We start from the raw sequence: 24,099 nt of genomic DNA on the forward strand, positions 1-24,099 counted from the left end.
GCTCTCCTGAAGAACCCTGCCAGTGCTCAGTTAAAAACGGGATTGCGTGCTGCCGGGCGTCGAGCGGGCAACAAAATGCCCCGGCCCCACATTCTGCAACTGCACGCGTTGCATTGACTCGCCGCGTTTGCGGATATTGCTGGGCATGTCATCAGACAACAACACACGCTGCGCGTGATGGTGCGCAGGGTCGGCAACCGGCACCGCCGACATTAACTTACGTGTATACGGATGCTGCGGGTTTTCAAACACCGCCTGCCGTGGGCCGATCTCGACAATTTGCCCAAGGTACATCACCGCGACGCGGTGGCTGATGCGTTCTACCACCGCCATATCATGCGAGATAAACAGAAACGCAATGCCCATCTCACGCTGCAAATCGAGCAGTAAATTGATGATTTGCGCGCGGATCGAGACATCCAGCGCCGAAACAGATTCGTCCGCCACCACCACGCGCGGGTTGAGCGCCAGCGCCCGGGCGATGCAGATGCGCTGACGCTGCCCGCCGGAAAACTCATGCGGGTAGCGCCAGGCATGTTCCGGCTTCAGGCCGACGCGCTCCAGCAGCCACTCCACGCGCTGCCGCCCCTCTTCTTCACCCAATAAATTGTGCACCCGCAGCGGTTCGATAATGGAATCGCCAACGGTCTGGCGCGGGTCCAGCGAGGCGTACGGATCCTGAAAAATAAACTGAATATCGCGGCGGATGCGTTTCATTTTGCTATCCGGCAGCGTATCAATGCGCTCGCCGTTAAAGGTGATAGAACCGCTCTGGTGCTCCACCAGCCGCAGCAGCGCGCGCCCGGTGGTGGATTTACCGCTGCCGGATTCGCCCACCAGCGACAGCGTTTCGCCAGGCCAGAGATCAAAACTCACCCCTTCCACAGCGTGCACCTCTTTGGTGACGCGATTAAGAATACCGCTGCGCAGCGGGAAGCGCGCCACCAGATCGCGCACCTGCAAAATCGGCTCACCCGGCACGACTGTATCCTGTTCAATTTCCGCTTCCTGATGCGCCGGGTTTTTCGGTGAGATCAGCGGAAAACGGCGCGGCAGCGTGCTGCCGTGCATCGCCCCCAGTTTGGGCACCGCCGCCAGTAGCGCTTTGGTATACGGATGCTGCGGATGGTTGAAAATCTGCTCAACGCTGCCGGTTTCTACCGCTTCGCCCTGGTTCATCACCAGTACGCGGTCGGCAACATCAGCGACCACGCCCATATCGTGCGTGATGAAAATCACCCCCATCGACATCTCTTTTTGCAGTACGGCGATGAGTTGCAGGATCTGCGCCTGGATCGTGACATCCAGCGCGGTGGTCGGTTCGTCGGCAATCAGCACCGCCGGGCGACAGGAGAGCGCCATGGCAATCATCACGCGCTGACGCATGCCGCCGGAAAGCTGATGTGGAAAGCTGGATAAAATCGACTGCGATTCCGGGATGCGCACCAGATCGAGCATACGCCGCGCTTCAATCATGGCGTCTTCGCGCCCCAGCTTCTGGTGCAGGCGAATTGACTCGGCGATCTGCTCGCCCACCGGAAACACCGGGTTGAGCGAGGTCATCGGCTCCTGAAAAATCATCGCGATATCCGCGCCGCGCACGCTACGCATCTGCGATGCGCTCAGCCGGGTAAGCTCCACATTCTGCCGGTTACGCCGGGTCAGACGCATATGATCGCAGCTCACTTCGCCGCCCGCCTGCTCAATCAGGCGCAGCAACGCGAGCGCGGTAACCGATTTACCGGAGCCGGATTCGCCGACAATCGCCAGCGTTTCGCCGCGTTTAAGGGAAAAGGAGAGATGGCGAACCGCCGGGACGAGTTGCTTGTCATGGCTGAAAGCGACGTTCAGATTACTGACATCCAGCACCATGTTCGCGTCGGTTTCCATCCGCGCAACCCCATTCGCATTATTCACGATAAATGCCCACGCTTGGCGCATCGCCCGCGTAACCCCACGCGCGATACATCCCTTCACTGTTGAACGGCAACGCCACGTTACCTTCGCGATCAACCGCAATCAGCCCACCGCTACCGCCCAGCGCCGGCAGTTTTTCCATCACCACGGCGTCGCAGGCTTCCTGCAAACTCAAACCGCCGTACTCCATCAGCGCGGCGATGTCGTAAGCCGCCAGCGCGCGGATAAATACTTCACCGGTGCCGGTGCAGGAGACCGCCACGTTGGCGTTATTGGCATAGCAACCTGCGCCGGGCAGTGGGCTGTCGCCCACGCGACCCGGTAATTTATTGGTCATGCCGCCGGTCGATGTCGCAGCCGCCAGGTTGCCCTGCTTATCCAGCGCCACCGCCCCCACGGTGCCAAATTTTTTGCTCTCATCGAGCGGCGCACCGCCATGATCCAGCACTGTGTTCCCGGCGTCGCGCGCTTCCATCAATTGCGCAAAGCGTTCCGGGGTGGAAAACAGGCTCGGCGATACCGCTTCCATACCGTGGGAAAAGGCAAACTTTTCCGCCCCTTCGCCAATCATGAAAACGTGCGGGCTGTGCTCCATCACCAGACGCGCCGCCAGTACCGGATTGCGCAAGCGGCTGACGCCCGCCACCGCACCCGCTTGCAGTGTGTTGCCGTCCATCACGCAGGCATCCAGCTCATGGGTTTCATCGCGGGTAAATACCGCGCCGATACCGGCGTTAAATAAGGGACACTCCTCCAGCAGCCGCACCGCTTCCGTTACCACATCCAGCGCGCTTACGCCCGATTCCAGCATGCGCTGTCCGGTTTCGATAATTGACGAAAGTACATGTACGTAACGTTGCTCTTTTTCCGGGCTCATCTGCGCACGGCCGATAGCACCCGCACCGCCGTGTATTGCGATTACCGCTTTAACCATTTGTGCCGCCTGAATTTCTCTGCGCCTGGAGGGATTTCTGAATATAGAAAGTCGTTACAACGATGTAAAGCAATGTCATTACAACGGGGTAGGCGTAAGGCATGTTGAGGCCTTCTCTTTTCTGCCATAATGGCCGCTTCATCGCGTTGACTGGATATTAACTATGGAATCATCAAACGGCCTGATCTCGCTCGATACGGCCCTGTCACAGATGCTGTCACGCATTTCACCGCTGACTGAAAGCGAAACCCTGCCGCTGGTGGCCTGCTTTGGCCGCGTGGTGGCGCAAGATATTATCTCTCCGCTGAACGTACCGGGTTTTGATAACTCGGCGATGGACGGCTACGCCGTGCGGCTGGCGGAGGTACAAAGTGGTAACGCCCTGCCGGTGGCGGGTAAAGCGTTTGCCGGGCAGCCCTTCGACGGCGAGTGGCCTGCCGGCACCTGTATACGCATTATGACCGGTGCGCCGATCCCCGCCGGGTGCGATGCGGTAGTGATGCAGGAACAGACCGAACAGACCGACGCCGGTATTTGTTTTACCGCCGAGGTGCGGGCCAATCAGAATATCCGCCGCGCGGGCGAAGATATTCGACAAGGTGCCAGCGTTTTTGCGGCGGGCACAAAACTGACCGCCGCCGAGCTGCCGGTCATTGCCTCGCTGGGCATTGCCGATGTTAGTGTGCTGCGCAAAGTGCGCGTGGCGCTGTTTTCCACCGGCGACGAACTGCAACTGCCAGGCCAGCCGCTGGCTGACGGGCAAATCTACGATACCAACCGCCTATCCGTTCACCTGATGCTGAGCCAGCTCGGTTATGAGGTGATTAACCTTGGCATCGTGCCGGATGACCCGCAGAAGCTGCGCGACACCTTTATTGCAGCCGACAGCCAGGCCGATGTGGTGCTGAGCTCCGGCGGCGTGTCGGTGGGCGAAGCCGATTACACCAAAACTATTCTTGATGAACTGGGCGAAATCGCATTCTGGAAACTGGCGATCAAGCCGGGTAAACCGTTCGCCTTCGGTAAGCTCAAAAACAGCTGGTTCTGCGGCCTGCCGGGCAACCCGGTTTCCGCGACGCTCACCTTTTATCAGCTGGTACAACCGCTGCTGGCGAAACTTGCCGGTAACACCGCCGATACGCAGCCGCTGCGTTTTCGCGCCCGTGCGGCGGAGCGCCTGAAAAAGTCGCCGGGGCGTCTCGATTTTCAGCGTGGCGTGTTAAGCCGTGGCGACGATGGCACGCTGGAAGTGCGCAGCACCGGGCACCAGGGTTCACATATTTTCAGCTCCTTTAGCCAGGGTAACTGCTTTGTGGTGCTGGAGCGCGAACGTGGCAATGTCGAAGCCGGTGAATGGGTGGATGTCGAGATGTTTAACCATCTCTTCGGAGGCTAAAGATGGCTGAAGCACTCAGCGACGCGGAGATGATGCGCTATAACCGGCAGATTATTTTGCGCGGTTTTGATTTCGACGGCCAGGAGCGGTTAAAAGCCGCTCGCGTACTGGTGGTCGGGCTCGGCGGCCTCGGCTGCGCCGCCGCACAATATCTGGCCGCGGCAGGCATCGGGCAGATGACGCTGCTCGATTTTGATACCGTGGCGCTCTCCAACCTGCAACGCCAGACGCTGCACAGCGACGCGGATATCGGCGCGGCAAAAGTGGACTCGGCGCGCGAATCGTTACTGCGCATCAACCCCAATGTGCACTACACCGCCATCAACGCACTGCTTGATGATACGGCGCTGCTCACACAGATTGCCGCACATGACCTGGTGCTGGATTGCACCGATAACGTCGCCATTCGTAACCAGCTCAACGCGGGCAGTTTCCAGCATCGCGTACCGCTGGTTTCCGGTGCGGCCATTCGCATGGAAGGCCAGATCAGCGTCTTTACCTGGGGCGAAAACGACCCGTGCTATCGCTGCCTGAGCCGTCTGTTTGGCGATAATGCGCTGACCTGTGTTGAAGCGGGTGTCATGGCGCCGCTGGTCGGGGTGATTGGTTCGTTGCAGGCGATGGAAGCCATCAAAGTGCTGGCGCATTACGGTACGCCGGCGGCGGGAAAAATCGTGATGTACGATGCGATGACCTGCCAGTTCCGTGAAATGAAACTGCTGCGCAATTCTGCCTGCGAAGTCTGCGGGCGTTAATCTCCCTTTATTTTCCGGATGGCGCAACGTCATCCGGCATCGCGATAAAAGGTCGACTCTCGTCACGGAAACTTTCATTCGAAAGTAATTTAATCTCCATATGAAATGAATGGAGATAAAAAATGATCTTCAACATCCAGCGCTATTCCACTCATGACGGCCCGGGCATTCGCACTGTCGTGTTCCTGAAAGGCTGCTCGTTAAGCTGCCGCTGGTGCCAGAACCCGGAGAGCCGCAGCCGCACGCGGGATCTGCTCTTTGACAACCGTCTGTGCCTTGCCGGGTGTGATTTATGCCAGCACGCCGCGCCAGAGGTGATCGAACGTGCGGTAAACGGTTTGGTTATTCATCGCGAAAAACTTGATGATAGACAGCTGGATGCTCTCACCGGGTGCTGCCCGACCGAGGCGCTGAGTGTCTGCGGTGAGACGCCAGATGTGGGCGATATTATGGCTACCGTTTTGCGCGATAAACCCTTTTATGACCGCAGCGGCGGCGGCATCACCCTTTCCGGCGGCGAGCCGTTTATGAACCCGCAACTGGCGCAGCAACTGCTCCAGAGCAGCCATCAGCACGGCATTCATACGGCAGTGGAAACCTGCCTGCATGTGCCGTGGCGCTATATCGAACCGTCCCTGCCCTTTGTTGATCTGTTTCTCGCCGATTTAAAACATGTCGATGATGCCACGTTTCGCCAGTGGACCGGCGGCTCGGCAAAACGTGTGCTGGATAACCTGAAACGGCTGGCACAGGCGGGAAAAAAACTCACCATTCGCGTGCCGCTGATCCCCGGTTTTAATGCCGATAAAGACGCCATAAGCGCCATTACCGCCTTCGCCGCCGATGAGCTGAACGTCAGCGACATTCATTTTTTGCCTTACCACACGCTGGGCATGAACAAATATCACCTGCTCGGCGAACCCTACACCGCCCCAGAGAAGCCGCTCGACGCCCCGCAACTGCTGGCGTTTGCACAGGATTGTGCCCAGCGCAAAGGGCTGACGGCGACATTACGAGGATAAAACCATGACCACGCTGCAACTCAACACCCTGACCGATCGTATAAAAGCCCATAAAACCGCGCTGGTGCATATTGTGAAGCCACCGGTTTGCACCGAGCGCGCCCGACATTACACCCAGGTTTACCAGCAGAACATGGACAAACCGCTGCCGGTACGCCGCGCGCTGGCGCTGGCGCATCACCTGGCCGAACGTACCATCTGGATCAAGCATGACGAGTTGATTATTGGTAACCAGGCAAGCGAAGTGCGCGCTGCGCCGATCTTCCCCGAATACACCGTTTCGTGGATCGAAAAAGAGATCGATGAACTCGCCGACCGCCCCGGCGCTGGCTTTGCGGTTAGCGAAGAGAACAAACGCGTGCTGCATGAGATCTGCCCGTGGTGGCGCGGTCAGACGGTGCAGGATCGCTGTTACGGTATGTTTACTGACGAACAAAAAGCGCTGCTGGAAACCGGCATTATCAAAGCCGAAGGCAATATGACTTCTGGCGACGCGCACCTGGCGGTGAACTTCCCGCTGCTGCTGGAGCTTGGCCTCGACGGGTTGCGTCACAAAGTGGATGAACGCCGGACGCGCATCAACCTGACGGTGCTCGACGACCTGCATGGCGATCAATTCTTAAAAGCGATTGATATTGTGCTGGAAGCCGTCAGCCTGCATATCGAACGTTTTGCCGGGCTGGCGCGCCAGATGGCCGCGGAAGAGACGCGGCAAAACCGCCGCGATGAACTGCTGGCGATAGCGGAAAACTGCCTGATTATCGCCCACGAACCACCGCGCACCTTCTGGCAGGCGTTGCAGCTCTGCTACTTTATCCAGCTGATTTTGCAGATTGAATCCAACGGGCATTCGGTCTCTTTCGGACGCATGGATCAGTATCTGTATCCGTACTATCGCCGCGATGTTGAATTGCAGCAGTCATTGCCGCGCGAACAGGCCATTGAGCTGCTGCACAGTTGCTGGCTGAAACTGCTGGAAGTGAACAAAATTCGCTCCGGCTCGCATTCGAAAGCCTCGGCGGGTAGCCCGCTCTATCAGAACGTCACCATCGGCGGTCAACAGTGGCATAACGGTGAAGCGCGCGACGCGGTTAACCCGCTCTCTTACGCGATTCTGGAATCCTGCGGACGCCTGCGTTCCACCCAGCCGAACCTGAGCGTGCGTTACCACGCCGGCATGAGCAACGACTTCCTCGACGCCTGCGTGCAGGTTATTCGCTGCGGCTTTGGCATGCCCGCGTTCAATAACGATGAAATTGTCATCCCAGAATTTATCAAACTCGGCGTTGAGACCGCCGACGCCTACGACTATGCGGCCATTGGCTGCATTGAAACCGCCGTTGGCGGCAAATGGGGCTACCGCTGCACCGGCATGAGCTTTATCAACTTCGCCCGCGTGATGCTGGCGGCACTGGAAGGCGGACGCGACGCCACCAGCGGCAAAATCTTTCTGCCACAGATCCAGGCGCTGTCGGCGGGTAATTTCCACGGCTTCGAGGAGGTGATGCAGGCGTGGGATCGGCAGATCCGTTATTACACCCGTAAATCCATTGAGATTGAGTATGTGGTCGACACCATGCTGGAAGAGAACGTGCCGGATATTCTCTGCTCCGCGCTAGTCGATGACTGCATCGAACGGGCGAAAAGCATTAAACAAGGTGGCGCGAAATATGACTGGGTGTCCGGCTTGCAGGTGGGGATCGCCAACCTGGGTAACAGCCTCGCGGCGGTGAAAAAGCTGGTCTTTGACCAGGGTGTTATCGGGCAACAACAACTGGCGCAGGCACTGGCAGAAGATTTTGACGGCCTGACGCACGAACAGTTGCGCCAGCGGCTGGTCAACAGCGCGCCGAAATACGGCAACGATGATGACAGCGTGGATACGCTGCTGGTACGTGCTTATCAAACCTATATCGATGAGCTGAAGCAGTATCACAACCCGCGTTACGGTCGCGGCCCGATCGGTGGCAATTATTACGCCGGAACTTCGTCCATTTCCGCTAACGTGCCGTTTGGCGCAGCGACGATGGCGACACCGGATGGACGCAAAGCGCATACGCCGCTGGCGGAGGGCGCAAGCCCGGCGTCCGGCACCGATCATCTGGGGCCGACGGCGGTGATAAGCTCCGTGGGTAAATTGCCGGTGGAGGCGATTCTCGGCGGGGTGTTGCTGAACCAGAAACTGAATCCGTCGACACTGGAAAACGAGAGCGATAAGCAAAAGCTGATGGTGCTGCTGCGCACCTTCTTTGAGGTGCATAAAGGCTGGCATATTCAGTACAACATCGTGTCGCGCGAAACGCTGCTGGAGGCGAAGAAACACCCGGATCGGTATCGCGATTTGGTGGTGCGCGTCGCCGGTTATTCGGCGTTCTTTACCGCCCTGTCGCCAGATGCGCAGGACGACATTATCGCCCGTACTGAACATACCTTATAAGGTGGCGACCGGACTTCCCCCCGAAGCCGGTCTACTTTCGTCTGTCAAAAATAGGGGCTCTGTCATTTACTTTCCGGCACCACGCCTGCGAAATGCAAAGGACTTTTTCGCTTTTACCGGCTGTTTAACCTATGGATTTCGGATTGCAGGAAGGCGGCAAGGCGGTAAGTCCCCGGGAGCTTACACAAGTAAGTGACCGGGGCGCGCCGCCGCAGCCAACACACCTGCAGTTCGAAAGACGACGGTTAAACTTTCGAATGAAATAAAATTTGTGCTTCCCCTCACATTATCTCTAGAATGTTTCTCGTCGCAGTTACATTCAGGAGTTCTATGTATGACCGTCAAAGTTATCGTTACCGATATGGACGGAACCTTCCTTGATGACGCCAAGCAGTACGATCGCACACGATTTATGGCGCAATTCGAGCAGCTTCGTCAGCGGAATATTGAGTTTGTTGTCGCCAGCGGCAACCAGTATTACCAGCTGATCTCCTTCTTCCCGGAGCTGAAAGAGACCATTTCGTTCGTCGCGGAAAACGGCGCGCTGGTGTATGAGCACGGTCAACAGTTGTTCCACGGTGAGCTGACCCGCCACGAAGCGCAGGTGGTGATTGGCGAACTGTTAAAAGACAGCAGCCTCAACTTTGTTGCGTGCGGCCTGGAAAGCGCGTACGTAAGCGAAAACGCTCCGGCAGAGTTCGTCGATCTGATGTCGAAACACTATTACCGCTTAAAACCGGTACGCGATTTTCAGCACATTGACGATACCCTGTTCAAGTTTTCGTTGAACTTGCCGGACAGCGACATCCCGCAATTGATCGACGCTCTGCATGTCTCGCTTGACGGCATCATGAAGCCGGTCACCAGCGGCTTTGGTTTTGTCGATTTGATAATCCCTGGTCTGCATAAAGCCAACGGCATTACGCGCCTGCTTAAACGCTGGGGCATCTCACCGCAACAGTGCGTCACCATTGGCGACAGCGGTAACGACGCGGAAATGCTGCGCATGACCGATTTCTCGTTCGCCATGGGCAACGCCAGCGACGCCATCAAAGCCATTGCCCGTCATCAGACCGATGACAATAACCACCACGGCGCATTGAATGTGATTCAGGCCGTACTTGATAACACCGCGCCATTCAATCGCTGAACCTCTGCCGGAGCGCCCGCTCCGGCCCTTCCTGTGGCTAATTTTCCGCTTTGTGCTCCGCATCAAGTTTTTAAACTTGCATTAACTTCTTTTTAACTTATTTTATCATTTGTAAGTTAAATGACTTTCGAATGAAAGAATGCGAGGTTCAACATGGCTTTTACCAGTGAAACGCTGCCCACCGATCACAAAGCATCGATTCGTCAGATGAAACAGGAACTGCGCGCGCAGATCGGCGATGTACAGCAGGTGTTTAACCGCCTGAGCGAACAGATTGCCGCCCGCGTAACCGATATCAATGCCCTTAAAGCACAAGGCAAATCCGTGTGGCCACAAATTGCCTACAGCGACATTGCGCAAGGCAAGGTTAGCAAGGCGCAGCGGGCGCTTATCAAGCGGCGCGGTTGTGCGGTCATTAAGGGGCATTTCCCGCGTGAGCAGGCGCTGGGCTGGGATCGCTCAATGCTGGATTACCTCGACCAGAACCATTTTGATGAGGTGTACAAAGGGCCTGGTGACAGCTTCTTTGGCACGCTGGAGGCTTCGCGCCCGGAAATCTACCCTATTTACTGGTCGCAGGCGCAGATGCAGGCGCGCCAGAGCGAGGAAATGGCCGCTGTGCAATCCTTCCTCAACCGCCTGTGGCGCTTCGAAAGTGAAGGCCAGCAATGGTTTGATCCGGATGTGAGCGTCATCTACCCGGATCGCATTCGCCGCCGTCCACCGGGAACCACCTCGAAAGGCCTCGGCGCGCATACGGATTCCGGTGCGCTGGAGCGCTGGCTGCTCCCCGCTTACCAGCGTGTGTTTGCCAGCGTGTTTAGCGGCAAATTTGAGGAATATGACCCGTGGAATGCGGCGCACCGCACCGAGGTGGAAGAGTACACGGTGGATAACACCACCAAATGTTCGGTGTTCCGCACCTTCCAGGGCTGGACAGCGTTGTCGGACATGATCCCCGGACAAGGGTTGCTGCACGTGGTGCCGATCCCGGAAGCGATGGCGTATATTCTGCTGCGCCCGCTGCTGGATGATGTTCCAGAAGATGAGCTGTGCGGCGTGGCGCCAGGGCGGGTATTACCGGTCTCGGAGAAGTGGCATCCGCTGCTGATGGAAGCCCTGAGCAGCATTCCGGCGCTGGAAGCCGGGGATTCCGTATGGTGGCACTGCGATGTGATCCACTCGGTTGCGCCGGTGGAAAACCAGCAAGGCTGGGGCAATGTGATGTACATTCCCGCCGCGCCGCTGTGCACGAAAAATCTCGCGTATGCGCGCAAAGTGAAGGTCGCGCTGGAACAAGGTGCTTCGCCGGGCGATTTTCCGCGTGAGAACTACGAAAGCGACTGGTCAGGCCGCTTTACACTGGACGACCTGAATATTCATGGTAAGCGCGCGCTGGGTATGGACGTTTAGACGTCATACAACCCTTCACGCTCCACGGCGGTACGTTGTTGCCCGGGACGTATCCGCCGTACCGATTCGCGCACCGCAAGCGTACCGTTGAGTAGCAGCGAACCAGTGGTGGCCTGCGGGCGGATCAACCGCTGTTGCAGCAGGTGTACCGCCTCAACGCCCAGTTCATCACGCGGGACATGCACCGCGGTGAGCGGCACATCCTGAATCGCCGCCAGATTAAAGGCGTCAATGCTCATCACCGAGACATCCTGCGGCACGCGCAGCCCACGCTGCTGGAGCGCATGAACCGTGCCTTCCGCCATAAAATCGCCCCCGACGAGAAAGGCGGTAGGCGGTGATTTATGCGCCGGATCATCAAGCCACTCCCCTACCCGCATCCCCGCTTCTTTGGCACTAAAACTGGGGACAGTGATCAGATCCCGCTTACTTTGGAAACGCAGATTGCGCCGCTGCCAGGCCTCTTTGATGCCCGCCAGGCGCAGATCCATCGTGTAGCGACGCAGGCACATCACATTCACCACCTCGCGGTGGCCCATATCAAACAGATAATTTGCAGCAAACTCGCCGATCGTGCGGTGATCCGGCGCGATGGAAGGCAAACGCATACGCCCGTCACGGCAGTTGATTAACACGCAGGGTTTACCCATATCCGCCGCCAGGTCATGAATATGGGGATCATCAATGCCCAGCAGGATCGCCGCCTGGGTTTCCGCTGCGTTCATGCGCGCGAGAAATTCATTGGCGTCGCTGTCCAGCTCTTCCAGCGCGCAGTAGCGCAGCCGCACTTCATGGGGTGACAACGCTTTGTTAATGCTCTGGATCACCCGGTAGTAGAAGATATCGGAACGCTCATCAAAGGCCCGCTGCGGTGCGAAAACAATCAGGTTATTCAGCAACAGCCGCCCGGCGGCAATCCCCTCCATCACCCCCAGCTCACGCGCGCAGGCCAGTACTGCTGTGCGCGCTTTTTCACTGGTATTGGCTTTGCCTGCCAGCACGCGGGAAACCGTGCTGGTCGACAGATTCGTACGCAGGGCAATTTCGGTGATTTTGAGCTTTTTATCCATTCTGTGATCTTGCTCCGTTTCCGAAATGGGAAAATTTTCATGAATCGAAAAGCCTGATATTCATGGCGTCAATACAAGTTTGCCGCATGTCGTCGCTGATTGATGAGAATCCTTGCACAAAATCCACTTTAGCTGTCGATTTTTCTCGCCTAACGTAAACGTGTCATACAACTTCCATACTAGTTGTAAGAACAATAACCAAAAAAATGCAAATAAATCATCATGCAAACCTGTGCGGTATAACAACTCCGCAAGAGTTTGCCCCGACTTCCCTACAAGAAGATATGCGGAGAAAAGAATGAGCCAGGGGATCAACAATGAAATGGCGGCCAGCAAGAGCCGCCGGATAGTCAAAAAATTACGCTGGTGGATGTTGGTGCTGTTCTTATTCGGCGTCACGGTGAACTACATCACCCGAAACTCGCTGGGGATTCTGGCACCGGAATTAAAAACCAGCCTCGGCATCACCACCGAACAATACTCATGGATTGTCGGCGCGTTTCAGCTGGCTTACACCATTTTCCAGCCGCTGTGTGGCTGGCTGATTGACGTGATTGGCCTGAAAGTTGGCTTTATGGTGTGCGCCATCATCTGGGCGCTGGCCTGTATTTTCCACGCTGGCGCAGGCAGTTGGGTACATCTGGCGATTTTGCGTTTCACCATGGGCGCATCGGAAGCGGCGGCTACACCGGCGAATGCCAAAACTATCGGCGAATGGTTCCCGAAATCAGAACGCCCGGTGGCTGCCGGTTGGGCGGGCGTTGGCTTCTCGATTGGTGCCATGCTGGCTCCGCCGATTATTTACTTCGCTCACGCCTCATTTGGCTGGCAGGGCGCGTTTATGTTTACCGGTGTGCTGGCGCTGCTGTGGGTGATTTTGTGGTGGGCATTTTACCATAACCCGGACAAACACCCGAACCTCAGTAAAGACGAGCTGACCTTTATTCAGCAGGATAATGAACCGCCAGCGGTCAAACTGCCCTTCTTTACCGCTCTGAAAACTGTCTCGAAAAACAAACGCTTTTACGGTATCGCCATCCCGGCGTTTATGGCAGAACCGGCCTGGGCGGTGCTGAGCTTCTGGGTGCCGCTCTATCTGGCGAAAGAACACGGTATGGATCTGAAACAGATCGCCATGTTCGCCTGGCTGCCGTTCCTCGCCGCCGATCTCGGCAGCGTCGCCAGCGGTTACCTGACCAAACTCTATACCCGCTGGTTTGGCTGCTCCCGCGTGAACTCGGTGGTTGCCAGCTCGGTGACCGGCGCATTTTTGATGATTTCGCTCGCCATTGTCGCGATTACCCGCGATCCATACATCACCATTGTGCTGATTTCGATTGGCGGTTTTGGCCATCAGATCATCTCCTGCATGTTGAGCGCGCTGGTGGTGGAATCCTTCGATAAAGGCCAGATGGCAACAGTAAATGGCATGCGCGGCTCGGCGGCGTGGATCGCCAGCTTCCTCTTCTCACTGCTGATTGGCGTCACCGCCGACAAAATTGGTTTCAACCCGCTGTTTATTGCCATGGGTTTCTTTGACCTGATTGGCGCTTGTTTCCTGGTGGCATTTATTGCTGAACGACGCGCAAAACGCGCCTGATTGTGGATGTCTGATATGAAAACCCTCAAGAACTGGACGTTACAAAACCAGGCCGCTCACCATGTTGAGCTGCTGGTAGATGGGCAACACACCCTGTGTCTGTATGTGCTGGAAGAGAACCTGTTCCGTGTGCTGCTCAAGCGTAAAGGCGAGCTGGCGCTGGACAGAACCTGGAGCATTGCACCGAAAGATGATGTTCCGTGGGAAGGCCGCTCGCGCGACGATCTGTCGGGTTTTAGCCTGCCGCACTGGTCGCTGGCGCAACAGCACGAGACATTAACCATTGAGAGCGCAAAACTGCGCGTCACCGTACACCAGCCACTGTGGCTGGAGTGGCACTACCGCAACGACGCGGGCGTCTGGCAATGGCTGGCGAGCGATCGCCCGACCAGCGCGTATCTGGTTAACGCCCATGGCGACGGCGTGGCGCACTATCTCAGCCGTAAAAAAGAGGAGCGTTTCTACGGCCTCGGCGAGAAGGCAGGTAATCTGCAACGCAATGGTCAACGCTATGAGATGCGCAACCTTGATGCGATGGGCTATAACGCTGCCAGCACCGACCCGCTGTACAAGCATATTCCGTTTACTCTCACCCGCCGCGACGATATCAGCTACGGGCTGTTTTATGACAACCTCAGCAGTTGCTGGCTGGATCTGGGTAACGAGATCGATAACTATCACACCGCCTATCGCCGCTGGCAGGCGGAAGCGGGCGATATTGATTACTACATTTTTACCGGCGCGCGTGCGCTGGATGTTACCAAAGCGTTTGTGCGCCTCACCGGGAAAACGCTGTTCGGCCCGAAATGGAGCCTCGGTTATAGCGGCTCAACCATGCATTACACCGATGCGCCGGATGCGCAAAACCAGCTGATGAATTTTATTCGTCTGTGCGAAGAACACGCGATTCCGTGCGATTCGTTCCAGCTCTCATCCGGCTACACCTCGATTAACGGCAAGCGCTATGTCTTTAACTGGAACTACGACAAAGTGCCGCAGCCGAAGGTGATGAGCCAGGCGTTCCACGATGCGGGACTGAAACTGGCGGCGAATATCAAACCCTGTCTGTTGCAGGATCACCCGCGTTATAGCGAAGTGGCGGAGCGCGGTCTGTTTATTCGCGATTCCGAAACCGATGCGCCGGAACGCTCCAGTTTCTGGGATGACGAAGGCTCACACCTCGACTTTACCAACCCGCAGACTGTCACCTGGTGGCAGGAAGGCGTCACCACGCAACTGCTGGAGATGGGCATCGATTCGACCTGGAACGATAACAACGAGTTTGAAGTGTGGGACGGCGAAGCGCGCTGCCACGGTTTTGGCCAGCAAATTGCCATCAAACATATTCGCCCGGTGATGCCGCTGCTGATGATGCGCGCGTCGATGGAAGCGCAGCAGCGTTTTGCTCCGCAAAAGCGCCCGTACCTGATCTCCCGTTCCGGCTGCGCCGGGATGCAGCGTTATGTGCAAACCTGGAGCGGTGATAACCGTACCAACTGGGACACGTTGCGCTACAACATCCGCATGGGCGTGGGCATGAGTTTGTCCGGTTTGTATAACGTGGGCCACGATGTCGGCGGTTTTTCCGGCGATAAACCGGATGCGGAGCTGTTTGTGCGTTGGGTGCAAAACGGGGTAATGCACCCGCGTTTCACCATTCATTCATGGAACGACGATCACACAGTGAATGAGCCGTGGATGTATCCGGCGATCACACCGTCGATCCGCAGCGCAATTGAGCTGCGCTACCGCCTGCTACCTTATCTCTACACGCTGCTGTGGCAGGCACATGCTGACGACGAACCGATGCTGCGCCCGACGTTCCTCGATCACGAACATGACGAGCAGACGTTCGAAGAGTGCGACGACTTCCTGCTTGGCCGCGATCTTCTGGTGGCAAGCGTCGTCGAACCAGGCCAGCGCGAGCGCCGCGTCTGGCTACCTGCCAACAATAGCGGCTGGTACGATTTTTACACCGGTTGCTGGTATGCGCCTGGCCAGTGGGTGACGCTGGATGCGCCGCTGGAAACGCTGCCGCTGCTGGTGCGTGCCGGTGCCGGTCTGCCGCTCAGCGATCGCATCAGGCATGTTGATACCAAAGCGGATACCACGCGTGAGCTGCACCTGTTCCCGGTGAAGGGTCCCGGGCGTTCACGCGGCCTGCTGTTTGAGGATGATGGTGAGTCCTGGGGCTATAAAGAGGGCAACGCGCTGTGGCTGGAGTGGGAAATGGTTTGCTCGGGCAGCACCATTGATTTGCAGGTACATACGCGCGGCGACTATCGCCCGGCCTGGCAGGCGCTGAAAGTGACGCTGCCTGCGGGTGAAAACCGCCAGGTGTTAATTAATGGCGTTGCGGCCAGCGAGTGGACGTTTGCTTAATGTGAAAAGCCCGGAAGCCATGTGCTTACCGGGCTTGCTTCACTTATTTACCTGAGTATTTCACAGCAAATCTGCGTATCTCCGGGGACTTACACAAGTCAGTGACCGGGGGACGAAGGTGCAGCCAACACACCTGTGATGTGGGAAAGGACGGTAAAGTATTTACCTCAGTATTTCGCGCGACAGGAAGGCGGCCAACCTGAGCCTCCCCGCGAGCTTACACAAGTCAGTGATCGGGGGACGAAGGTGCAGCCAACACACCTGTGATGTGGGAAAGGGCGGTAAAGTATTTACCTCAGTATTTCGCGCGACAGGAAGGCGGCCAACCTGAGTCTCCCCGCGAGCTTACACAAGTCAGTGATCGGGGGACGAAGTGCAGCCAACACACCAGTGATGTGGGAAAGGACGGTAAAGTATTTACCTCAGTATTTCGCGCGACAGGAAGGCGGCCAACCTGAGCCTCCCCGCGAGCTTACACAAGTAAGTGACCGGGGGACGAAGGCTCAGCCAACACACCTGTCGCGTGGAAGACGACGGTAAATTTATTCGATACCTTTACTGCGCAAATAATCCTCATAATTCCCGGAGAAATCCACCACGCGCTGCGGCGTAATCTCAATCACGCGGGTTGCCAGCGAACTAACAAACTCACGGTCGTGGGAAACGAAGATCAATGTGCCCTGATACATCTCCAGCGCCATGTTCAGCGATTCGATGGATTCCATATCCAGGTGGTTGGTCGGTTCGTCCATAACGAGGATGTTCGGTTTTTGCATCATCAGCTTGCCGAACAGCATGCGACCTTTTTCACCCCCGGAGAGCACTTTCGCCGGTTTCTTGATATCGTCCTGGCTGAACAGCAGACGACCGAGGATGCTGCGCACCGCTTGTTCGTCATCGCCTTCCTGTTTCCACTGGCTCATCCAGTCGAAGACGGTCAGATCGTTATCAAAGTCTTCGGCGTGATCCTGCGCGTAGTAACCGATTTGCGCGTTTTCAGACCACTTAACGGTACCGTTATCGGGCTCAAGCTCGCCCACCAGCGTTTTCAGCATGGTGGATTTACCCACGCCGTTTGCTCCCAGAATGGCGATTTTCTCACCCACTTCCAGCAGCAGATTGAAGTTTTTAAACAGCGGGCCTTCATCAAAACCTTTGCTAAGCGCTTCCACTTCCAGCGCGTTACGGAACAATTTCTTGTCCTGTTCGAAGCGGATAAACGGGTTCTGACGACTGGAGGCCTTAACCTCTTCCAGTTTGATTTTGTCGATCTGACGCGCGCGGGACGTCGCCTGGCGAGATTTAGAGGCGTTCGCGCTAAAGCGGCTGACGAACGATTGCAGATCAGCGATCTGCGCTTTTTTCTTGGCGTTATCCGCCAGCAGCCGTTCACGCGCCTGCGTTGCCGCCGTCATGTATTCGTCGTAGTTGCCGGGGTAAACACGCAGCTCGCCGTAATCGAGATCCGCCATGTGCGTACAGACCATGTTAAGGAAGTGGCGGTCGTGCGAAATGATGATCATGGTGCTGTCGCGTTCATTCAGCACCTGCTCCAGCCAGCGAATGGTGTCGATGTCCAGGTTGTTGGTCGGTTCATCGAGCAGCAGAATGTCCGGGTTGGCAAACAGCGCCTGCGCCAGTAACACACGCAGTTTCCAGCCGGGAGCGATTTCGCTCATTGGGCCGTAGTGCTGCTCAACCGGAATACCGACGCCGAGCAGCAGTTCGCCCGCACGCGCTTCCGCCGAGTAGCCGTCCATTTCGCCGTACTGCACTTCGAGGTCGGCCACTTTGTAGCCATCCTCTTCGCTCATTTCCGCGAGGCCATAAATACGGTCGCGTTCCTGTTTCACTTCCCACAGTTCCGCATGGCCCATGATCACCGTGTCGAGTACGCTGAACTCTTCGAAGGCGAACTGATCCTGGCGCAGCTTACCGATGCGCTCATTCGGATCGAGAGAGACGTTACCCAGCGTCGGCTCTAAATCGCCGCCGAGGATTTTCATAAAGGTGGATTTACCACTCCCGTTAGCCCCGATCAGGCCGTAACGGTTGCCGCCGCCAAATTTGACGGAGATATTTTCGAACAGCGGCTTGCTGCCGAATTGCATGGTGACGTTGCTGGTGACTAACACAGAGGTATCCTGAAATATGTGACAAACACCCTATTATGCCACAATTCCGAATTAGATTCCTGCCTGGTGTCAGACCACTAAACTGCAAGCAAAGGGAAAAAAGTGTGATTTCGTACACATCTGAATTCCCTGGACGGTGGAATGCACATATAATGCGCTTCCTGCATTCTCAACCCAACGGCCAGTGTGGCAATAAGTCTTGCATAAGATGAACATGAAATTAACAACCCTTTTAGCGGCGGCGTTTGCTGTCGTGGGATTTTGCAAAAGCGCGTCTGCTGTTACATATCCGCTGCCGACTGATGGCAGTCGTCTGATCGGTCAGAACCAGGTCGTCACTATTCCGGAAGGCAATAACCAGCCGCTGGAATATTTTGCGGCTGAATATCAAATGGGTCTGTCCAACATGCTGGAAGCAAACCCGGGCATTGATGCCTACCTGCCGAAAGGCGGCACTGTGATGAATGTTCCACAGCAGCTGATCCTGCCGGATACGGTTCACGAAGGGATCGTGATCAACAGTGCGGAAATGCGCCTCTACTACTATCCGAAAGGCACCAACACGGTGATCGTGCTGCCAATCGGTATCGGCCAGTTGGGTAAAGACACCCCGATTGCCTGGACCACCAAAGTAGAACGTAAAAAAGCCGGTCCGACCTGGACACCGACGGCGAAAATGCACGCGGAATATGCAGCGATGGGTCAACCGCTGCCGCCGGTTGTACCGGCTGGCCCGGATAACCCGATGGGTCTGTACGCGCTCTATATCGGCCGCCTGTACGCCATTCACGGCACCAACGCTAACTTCGGTATCGGCCTGCGCGTGAGCCACGGCTGTGTGCGTCTGCGCAACGACGACATCAAATTCCTGTTCGAAAACGTGCCGGTCGGTACGCGCGTACAGTTTATTGATGAGCCGGTAAAAGCGACCACCGAGCCGGATGGCAGCCGCTACATCGAAGTTCACAACCCGCTGTCCACCACGGAAGCGCAGTTTACCGGTGGTGAGATTGTGCCGATTGCGCTGACCAAAGCGGTGCAGGCCGTGACTAACCAGTCTGATGTTGATTCAAACGTGGTTGATCAGGCAATTCAGAACCGTTCCGGTATGCCGGTTCGTCTGAACTGATTACGGTTGATAGCATAAAAAAGCGGAGCAATGGCTCCGCTTTTTTTTACCCGTGATTCACCACAATAATGCCACCGTGATCGTAACGGTAATGACAATGGGCATATTCCAGCGGCGTGCCATCCTCCAGATAAATCACCTGCTCCACTTCCAGCACCGGATCGGTCTCTTCGCAATTCAGATACTGTTTATCTTCCGCCCAGGGTTTTAAGGCGCGCACAATGCGGTATGAACCCATAATCTTCAGCGCCAGATCGTCCTGCACATAGCGAAACACGGAGCTTTCCAGATGACCGCGGTTTAACCCCGGCACCAGGTTTACCGGCATCAGCGTAAACTCCAGCGACATCGGTTCACCTTCCAGCAACCGCAGGCGAATGAAGTCATACACCGGGTCATCCGGCCCCACCAGTAGCGAGGCCTGCTCCTTTTCCGTGGGGAAACGCAACTCGAAGCGGATGATTTTACTGGTCACTTCACCGACGTTTTCCCAGGTTTTGGTCGCGCCAAAATAGTCGCTACCGGGTAGATCCCAGCGCGACAGTTGCAGGAAATTCTTGCGGATAAACGTGCCCTGGCCCTGACGGGTATAAACCAGCCCTTCAACAATCAGCTGGCGCATCGCCTGCTGAATGGTCATCCGGCTGGTGGCAAACTCCGCCGCCAGCGCGAACTGATCCGGCAATGGCGCGCTGGCGGCGTACTGCTGGCTGAGAATGCGCCGCTTAATTTCCCGCGCGATAGTGATGTATTTTGCCGCCATAGCCTTCCTTCGTTTTTAGTCTATCCCATTGTTTCTTAAGGCCACTCTCTCGGCTATTTTGAGGAAAGGCAGGTAGAAGAATACACCAAAGATGATGATTATCAACTGAACCACCACCGCCCGCCAGTCGCCTGCGGTGGCCAGCCAGGCGCTTAAAATCGGCGGCGTTGTCCACGGAATCATCACCACACAGCGCGAGATCCAACCGAGCGTAGTACAAAGCCAGGCAAACCAAATCCCCAGCGCCGGAAGCAGCACAAACGGGATCATCAGCGGCAGGTTAAAGACGATGGGCAGACCGAAAATCACCGGTTCATTAATATTGAATAAGCCAGGCGAGATAGCCAGCCGCGCTACCTGCTTCGCCGACTGCTGCTTCGCGAAGATAAAGATGGCGATCAGCAGCGAAAGGGTGCTGCCAGTGCCACCAATCATACCGAACGTGGGCACAAAAATACTGTTGATGATATGCGGGATTGGCTGCCCGTTGGCAAAGGCCAGCATGTTCTCGTTGGTGTTAATCAACAGCAGGGGTTCAAGGATCACACCGTTGACCACTGTCTGGTGAATACCGAGCGTAAACAGAAAGTTACCAAAGCTATAGATAAACAGCGTGCCCGGTAAACTGGTATTAATCTGCCGCAACGGTTGCTGGATAAGCGTGGTGATAAGGTGAATCAAATCCGTGTGCAACAGGTTCGCCAGCAGCGCCGCAACAATGGCGAACAGCGAGAGGGTAATGATTGCCGGAATCAGCGAGGAGAAAGATTGCCCCACCGCCGAGGGCACATTTTCCCCGAGCGAAATAGCAAATTTCTTCACGCTGGCGACGCGGATAAACAGCTCCGTGGAGAGCAAACCAATAATTACCCCGGCGAAAATCCCCGTCGTGCCAATGTTGGTGAACGCCAGCATCTGCGTCACGCTCACCGTCGCTTTCCCGCCAACTGGCACCACATCCAGTTGCATCGGCATCATGATGATGAAACTGGAGATCGCAATGACCACCGCCGACACCGGGTTGTCAAAGTTCTTATTGCGCGCCAGCGACCAGGCGGTCATCGGCGCAATTAATAACGCGGCGATATTCAGCGTGCCGTTGATCACCGCCTCGCCCCAGACTTTAAAACGCGCCAGCGTTTCCCCTTCCAGCACCCAGGGGAAAACCACGTTATTAATCAATACCGCCAGCCCGGCGAGGATAAAAATCGGCATCACCGCCGCAAACGCGTCACGCAGCGATCGCAGATGCACCTGGTTTGCCAGCCGGGCGGAGAACTCGACAAATTTATCGACGAATGACTGCATTTTCGGCGTGATGTTGCTGTCAGACATTGCGGCTACCCTCTCAATCGTTACTTACATGTCGCGGCCGTTGCTGCGAATCAGCTGTTGCAGCCAGCGATAGCTCTTTTTCGGTACGCGTTTTAAATCTTTCAGGTCGTGGTTTTCGCGATTGACGTACACCACGCCGTAACGCTTACGCATATCGCCCTGGGAACTGAGAATGTCGATCAAGCCCCAGCCGAGGTAGCCCAACACCTGTGCGCCGTCCTCAAAGATGGCGTCCTGCATCGCCTGGATATGGTCGCGGTGATAAGCAATGCGGTAATCGTCCTCAATCGGGTTAACGCCGTCCCACTCTTCAATCACGCCGATGCCGTTTTCAATCGGGAACACCGGCAAGCGCCAGTCGTTGTAATAGCGGGTAATAATGGCGCGAAAACCGAGTGGATCGATTTGCCAGCCCCATTCGGTCGCCTCAAGATACGGGTTCGCTTTATCGCCCTGTTGCAGGAAATAATTGACCGGGGTTCCCGGCGCAATGGCATCGCTGTCGAGGGTTTTGCTGGCGTAGTAACTAAATGCCATAAAGTCGTTTTTGACCCGCGCGATTTCCGCCAAATCCTCATCACGGTAGATATCGCGAAAACCTTCTCTTTCGACCACCGCCAGCACTTCCGGGCTGTACCCCTGCCCGGCATACACTCGCAGTAAGTTTTGATTGAGGAATTCGTCATATTGCGTGGCGCAAAATACATCGCGCGGTTTGCAGGTCGCCGGATAAACCAGCTGGTGCGCCAGCATGCCGCCCATTAATTTTCCGGGCTGGGTAGCGTGCAGATAATGGGTCAGCAGCACATGCGCCATCATCACATGGTGCTGAATCTGATAGAGCTCACGCAGGGTTTTCTCACCTTGCAGATAGCCACCGACCTGAAACGCGCCTGGCATGTGGTAAATATTCTGCTCGTTAAACGTCAGCCAGTACTTCACCCGGCTGCCAAAGCAGTCGATCATCTTTTTGCCGTAGCGTACAAAAGCGTCCTGCACGCGCCGGTCGGCAAAACCGTTGTACTGCTCTGCCAACGCCAGCGGCATATCAAAGTGGTAGAGGCAGATCATCGGCTCAATGCCGCGCGCCAGCAGATCGTCGATAAAGCGGTCATAAAAGGCGATACCCTCGTCATTGAACTCGCCATCACCCTGCGGGCAAACGCGGCTCCAGGAAATCTGGAAACGGTAGCAGTTCATGCCCAGATCCTGCATCAGGTCGAAATCCTCCTGATAGCGATGGTAGGAATCAGTGGCGACTTTCCAGTCGGAGGCAAATTCGCTGTCTTCGCGAATATCGTAGACCGACATCCCTTTCCCGCCCTCGTTCCACGCGCCTTCGGTCTGCATGCTGGATACGGAGTTACCCCATAAAAAGCCGTTCGGTAACGTTTTGCTCATCGCGCTTCTCCATGACTAGTCATTTTTAGGATATGACTAGTCATATAGATAACGGCGAAAAAATGGGCAAAAAGGACGATGCGATTTTGTGACGCTATTCGAAAGAAAAGAAAAACGCGACGGGGTGAGCGTCGCGTTTGAGAGGAAGGATAATTACTGTTGTTTTAGCTGGTTACGGCGGTATTCCCCCTGACGCTCAAACATCCAGCCGGGATATTCGCGCGGCAGTGCGCTCACAGCATCCAGTTGTTGCAGTTCGTCATCGCTCAGGTGGATCGCCGTCGCCGCAATGTTATCGTCCAGTTGTTCCGGGCGTTTCGCGCCAATAATCACGCTGCTGACTACCGGCTGATGCAGCAGCCAGGCCAGCGCGATTTGCGCCACGGAAACCCCTTTGCTGTCGGCGATGGTGCGCATAACGTCCACGCAATCAAAAGCGCGGTCTTTATTCACCGGCGGGAAATCAAACGCCAGGCGGCGTCCACCGGCTTGTGCCTGACCGTCGCGGCTATATTTACCGCTCAGCAAGCCGCCCGCCAGCGGGCTCCAGACCATCAGCCCCACGCCTTCGCTCTGCATCATCGGCACCAGTTCACGTTCCAGATCGCGGCCGGCAATGGTGTAGTAAGCCTGAAGCGAGGCAAAGCGCGCCAGCCCAAGACGCTCCGAAATCCCCAGCGCTTTGGCGATTTGCCACGCTGCCCAGTTAGAGACGCCGATATAGCGCACATGCCCGTGCTGAACAAGGTTATCCAGCGCGTAAAGCGTCTCCTCGATGGGCGTGGCCGGATCAAAGCCATGTAACTGGTAGAGATCAATATGATCCAGTTGCATACGCTTGAGGCTCTCTTTCACGCTATTCATGATGTGATAGCGCGAACTGCCGCGCGAGTTCACCCCGGCGGTGCCGGTTTCGCCAAACACTTTGGTCGCGACGATAACGTTTTCACGCGGCACTTTCAGGTTTTTCAGTGCCTGGCCGGTGATCTCCTCCGAACGCCCGTCGGAATAGACGTTAGCGGTATCGATAAAGTTAATGCCGGCATCGAGCGCGCTGCCAACCAGCTGCTCGGCTTGCGCCTGTTGCAACTGGCCGATTTTGCTCCACATGCTCTCGCTGTCGTCACCGCCAAACGTCATGGTGCCGAGGCACAGTTCAGAAACAAACAGTCCGGTATTACCCAGTTTTTTGTAGCGCATGATGGCGTCTCCTCATCTGTTTAGTTGACGCAGACAGTTATACGCAATCCTCTGCGGCGG

Annotated in this window: 17 protein-coding genes; 9 read left to right on the forward strand and 8 right to left on the reverse strand. The window is 56.2% G+C overall.

Annotated elements, in window-relative coordinates; translation table 11 throughout:
- Window positions 1–30: 30 nt before the first annotated feature.
- Both gsiA and iaaA read right to left on the reverse strand, forming a co-directional pair.
- Entirely contained in the window at window positions 31–1,890 is a 1,860-nt protein-coding gene (gene gsiA, locus O3S68_RS09665; protein ID WP_170956354.1) for a glutathione ABC transporter ATP-binding protein GsiA, read from the reverse strand.
- A gap of 19 nt (window positions 1,891–1,909) precedes the next feature.
- Window positions 1,910–2,851: a beta-aspartyl-peptidase gene (iaaA, locus tag O3S68_RS09670; RefSeq protein ID WP_020457153.1), complete on the reverse strand. Its 942-nt coding sequence runs from the start codon at window positions 2,849–2,851 to the stop codon at window positions 1,910–1,912.
- 163 nt (window positions 2,852–3,014) lie between these two features.
- Here iaaA and moeA point away from each other — a divergent pair, with 163 nt between their 5' ends.
- From moeA to O3S68_RS09700, 6 genes are all read left to right on the forward strand, one after another.
- A complete protein-coding gene (gene moeA, locus O3S68_RS09675) occupies window positions 3,015–4,247 on the forward strand; it encodes a molybdopterin molybdotransferase MoeA (RefSeq protein WP_045506485.1) in 1,233 nt (410 codons plus the stop codon).
- 2 nt (window positions 4,248–4,249) lie between these two features.
- The gene (gene moeB, locus O3S68_RS09680) at window positions 4,250–5,002 is read left to right on the forward strand and encodes a molybdopterin-synthase adenylyltransferase MoeB (RefSeq protein WP_269231389.1); all 753 of its coding nucleotides are present in this window, start codon (window positions 4,250–4,252) and stop codon (window positions 5,000–5,002) included.
- Between the two features lie 122 nt (window positions 5,003–5,124).
- On the forward strand, window positions 5,125–6,024 hold the full coding sequence (locus O3S68_RS09685; RefSeq protein ID WP_269231390.1) for a glycyl-radical enzyme activating protein: 900 nt from the start codon (window positions 5,125–5,127) through the stop codon (window positions 6,022–6,024).
- A gap of 4 nt (window positions 6,025–6,028) precedes the next feature.
- On the forward strand, window positions 6,029–8,461 hold the full coding sequence (locus O3S68_RS09690; RefSeq protein ID WP_269231391.1) for a formate C-acetyltransferase/glycerol dehydratase family glycyl radical enzyme: 2,433 nt from the start codon (window positions 6,029–6,031) through the stop codon (window positions 8,459–8,461).
- A 334-nt stretch (window positions 8,462–8,795) separates the two neighbouring features.
- The gene (locus O3S68_RS09695; protein WP_097406880.1) at window positions 8,796–9,611 is read left to right on the forward strand and encodes a Cof-type HAD-IIB family hydrolase; all 816 of its coding nucleotides are present in this window, start codon (window positions 8,796–8,798) and stop codon (window positions 9,609–9,611) included.
- A gap of 153 nt (window positions 9,612–9,764) precedes the next feature.
- Entirely contained in the window at window positions 9,765–11,024 is a 1,260-nt protein-coding gene (locus O3S68_RS09700; RefSeq protein WP_269231392.1) for a DUF1479 domain-containing protein, read from the forward strand.
- On the opposite strand, the gene O3S68_RS09705 is transcribed toward O3S68_RS09700, so the two are convergent.
- Complete coding sequence (locus tag O3S68_RS09705) at window positions 11,021–12,094, reverse strand: LacI family DNA-binding transcriptional regulator (RefSeq protein WP_020457146.1); 1,074 nt, start codon at window positions 12,092–12,094, stop codon at window positions 11,021–11,023. The two genes, O3S68_RS09700 and O3S68_RS09705, sit on opposite strands and share 4 nt — an antisense overlap.
- Window positions 12,095–12,392: 298 nt before the next feature.
- Here O3S68_RS09705 and O3S68_RS09710 point away from each other — a divergent pair, with 298 nt between their 5' ends.
- Window positions 12,393–13,694 (forward strand): MFS transporter, encoded by a 1,302-nt coding sequence (locus O3S68_RS09710; protein WP_020457145.1) that lies wholly within the window; start codon window positions 12,393–12,395, stop codon window positions 13,692–13,694.
- A 15-nt stretch (window positions 13,695–13,709) separates the two neighbouring features.
- Complete coding sequence (locus tag O3S68_RS09715; protein ID WP_269231393.1) at window positions 13,710–16,076, forward strand: glycoside hydrolase family 31 protein; 2,367 nt, start codon at window positions 13,710–13,712, stop codon at window positions 16,074–16,076.
- A gap of 542 nt (window positions 16,077–16,618) precedes the next feature.
- Here O3S68_RS09715 and O3S68_RS09720 read toward each other — a convergent pair.
- The gene (locus O3S68_RS09720) at window positions 16,619–18,211 is read right to left on the reverse strand and encodes an ABC-F family ATPase (protein ID WP_020457143.1); all 1,593 of its coding nucleotides are present in this window, start codon (window positions 18,209–18,211) and stop codon (window positions 16,619–16,621) included.
- A gap of 208 nt (window positions 18,212–18,419) precedes the next feature.
- On the opposite strand from O3S68_RS09720, the gene ldtB reads away from it, so the two are divergent.
- A complete protein-coding gene (gene ldtB / locus O3S68_RS09725) occupies window positions 18,420–19,340 on the forward strand; it encodes a L,D-transpeptidase (RefSeq protein ID WP_017456038.1) in 921 nt (306 codons plus the stop codon).
- 46 nt (window positions 19,341–19,386) lie between these two features.
- Here the strand turns inward: ldtB and O3S68_RS09730 are convergent, their stop codons facing one another.
- The 4 genes from O3S68_RS09730 to O3S68_RS09745 all read right to left on the reverse strand — a co-directional run bounded on the left by O3S68_RS09730 (window position 19,387) and on the right by O3S68_RS09745 (window position 24,039).
- Window positions 19,387–20,103 carry a GntR family transcriptional regulator gene (locus tag O3S68_RS09730; protein WP_017456037.1) on the reverse strand — a complete coding sequence of 239 codons (717 nt, stop codon included), beginning with the start codon at window positions 20,101–20,103 and terminating at the stop codon, window positions 19,387–19,389.
- A gap of 15 nt (window positions 20,104–20,118) precedes the next feature.
- Window positions 20,119–21,438, reverse strand: a complete 1,320-nt coding sequence (locus O3S68_RS09735) for a PTS sugar transporter subunit IIC (RefSeq protein WP_269231394.1) — start codon at window positions 21,436–21,438, stop codon at window positions 20,119–20,121.
- 24 nt (window positions 21,439–21,462) lie between these two features.
- Entirely contained in the window at window positions 21,463–22,839 is a 1,377-nt protein-coding gene (locus O3S68_RS09740) for a glycoside hydrolase family 1 protein (protein ID WP_269231395.1), read from the reverse strand.
- Between the two features lie 153 nt (window positions 22,840–22,992).
- Window positions 22,993–24,039, reverse strand: coding sequence for an aldo/keto reductase (locus tag O3S68_RS09745; RefSeq protein WP_020457139.1), 1,047 nt, complete (start codon window positions 24,037–24,039; stop codon window positions 22,993–22,995).
- Window positions 24,040–24,099: the final 60 nt, after the last annotated feature.

The organism is Kosakonia sp. SOY2, assembly GCF_027109175.1.
GTDB lineage: Bacteria > Pseudomonadota > Gammaproteobacteria > Enterobacterales > Enterobacteriaceae > Kosakonia.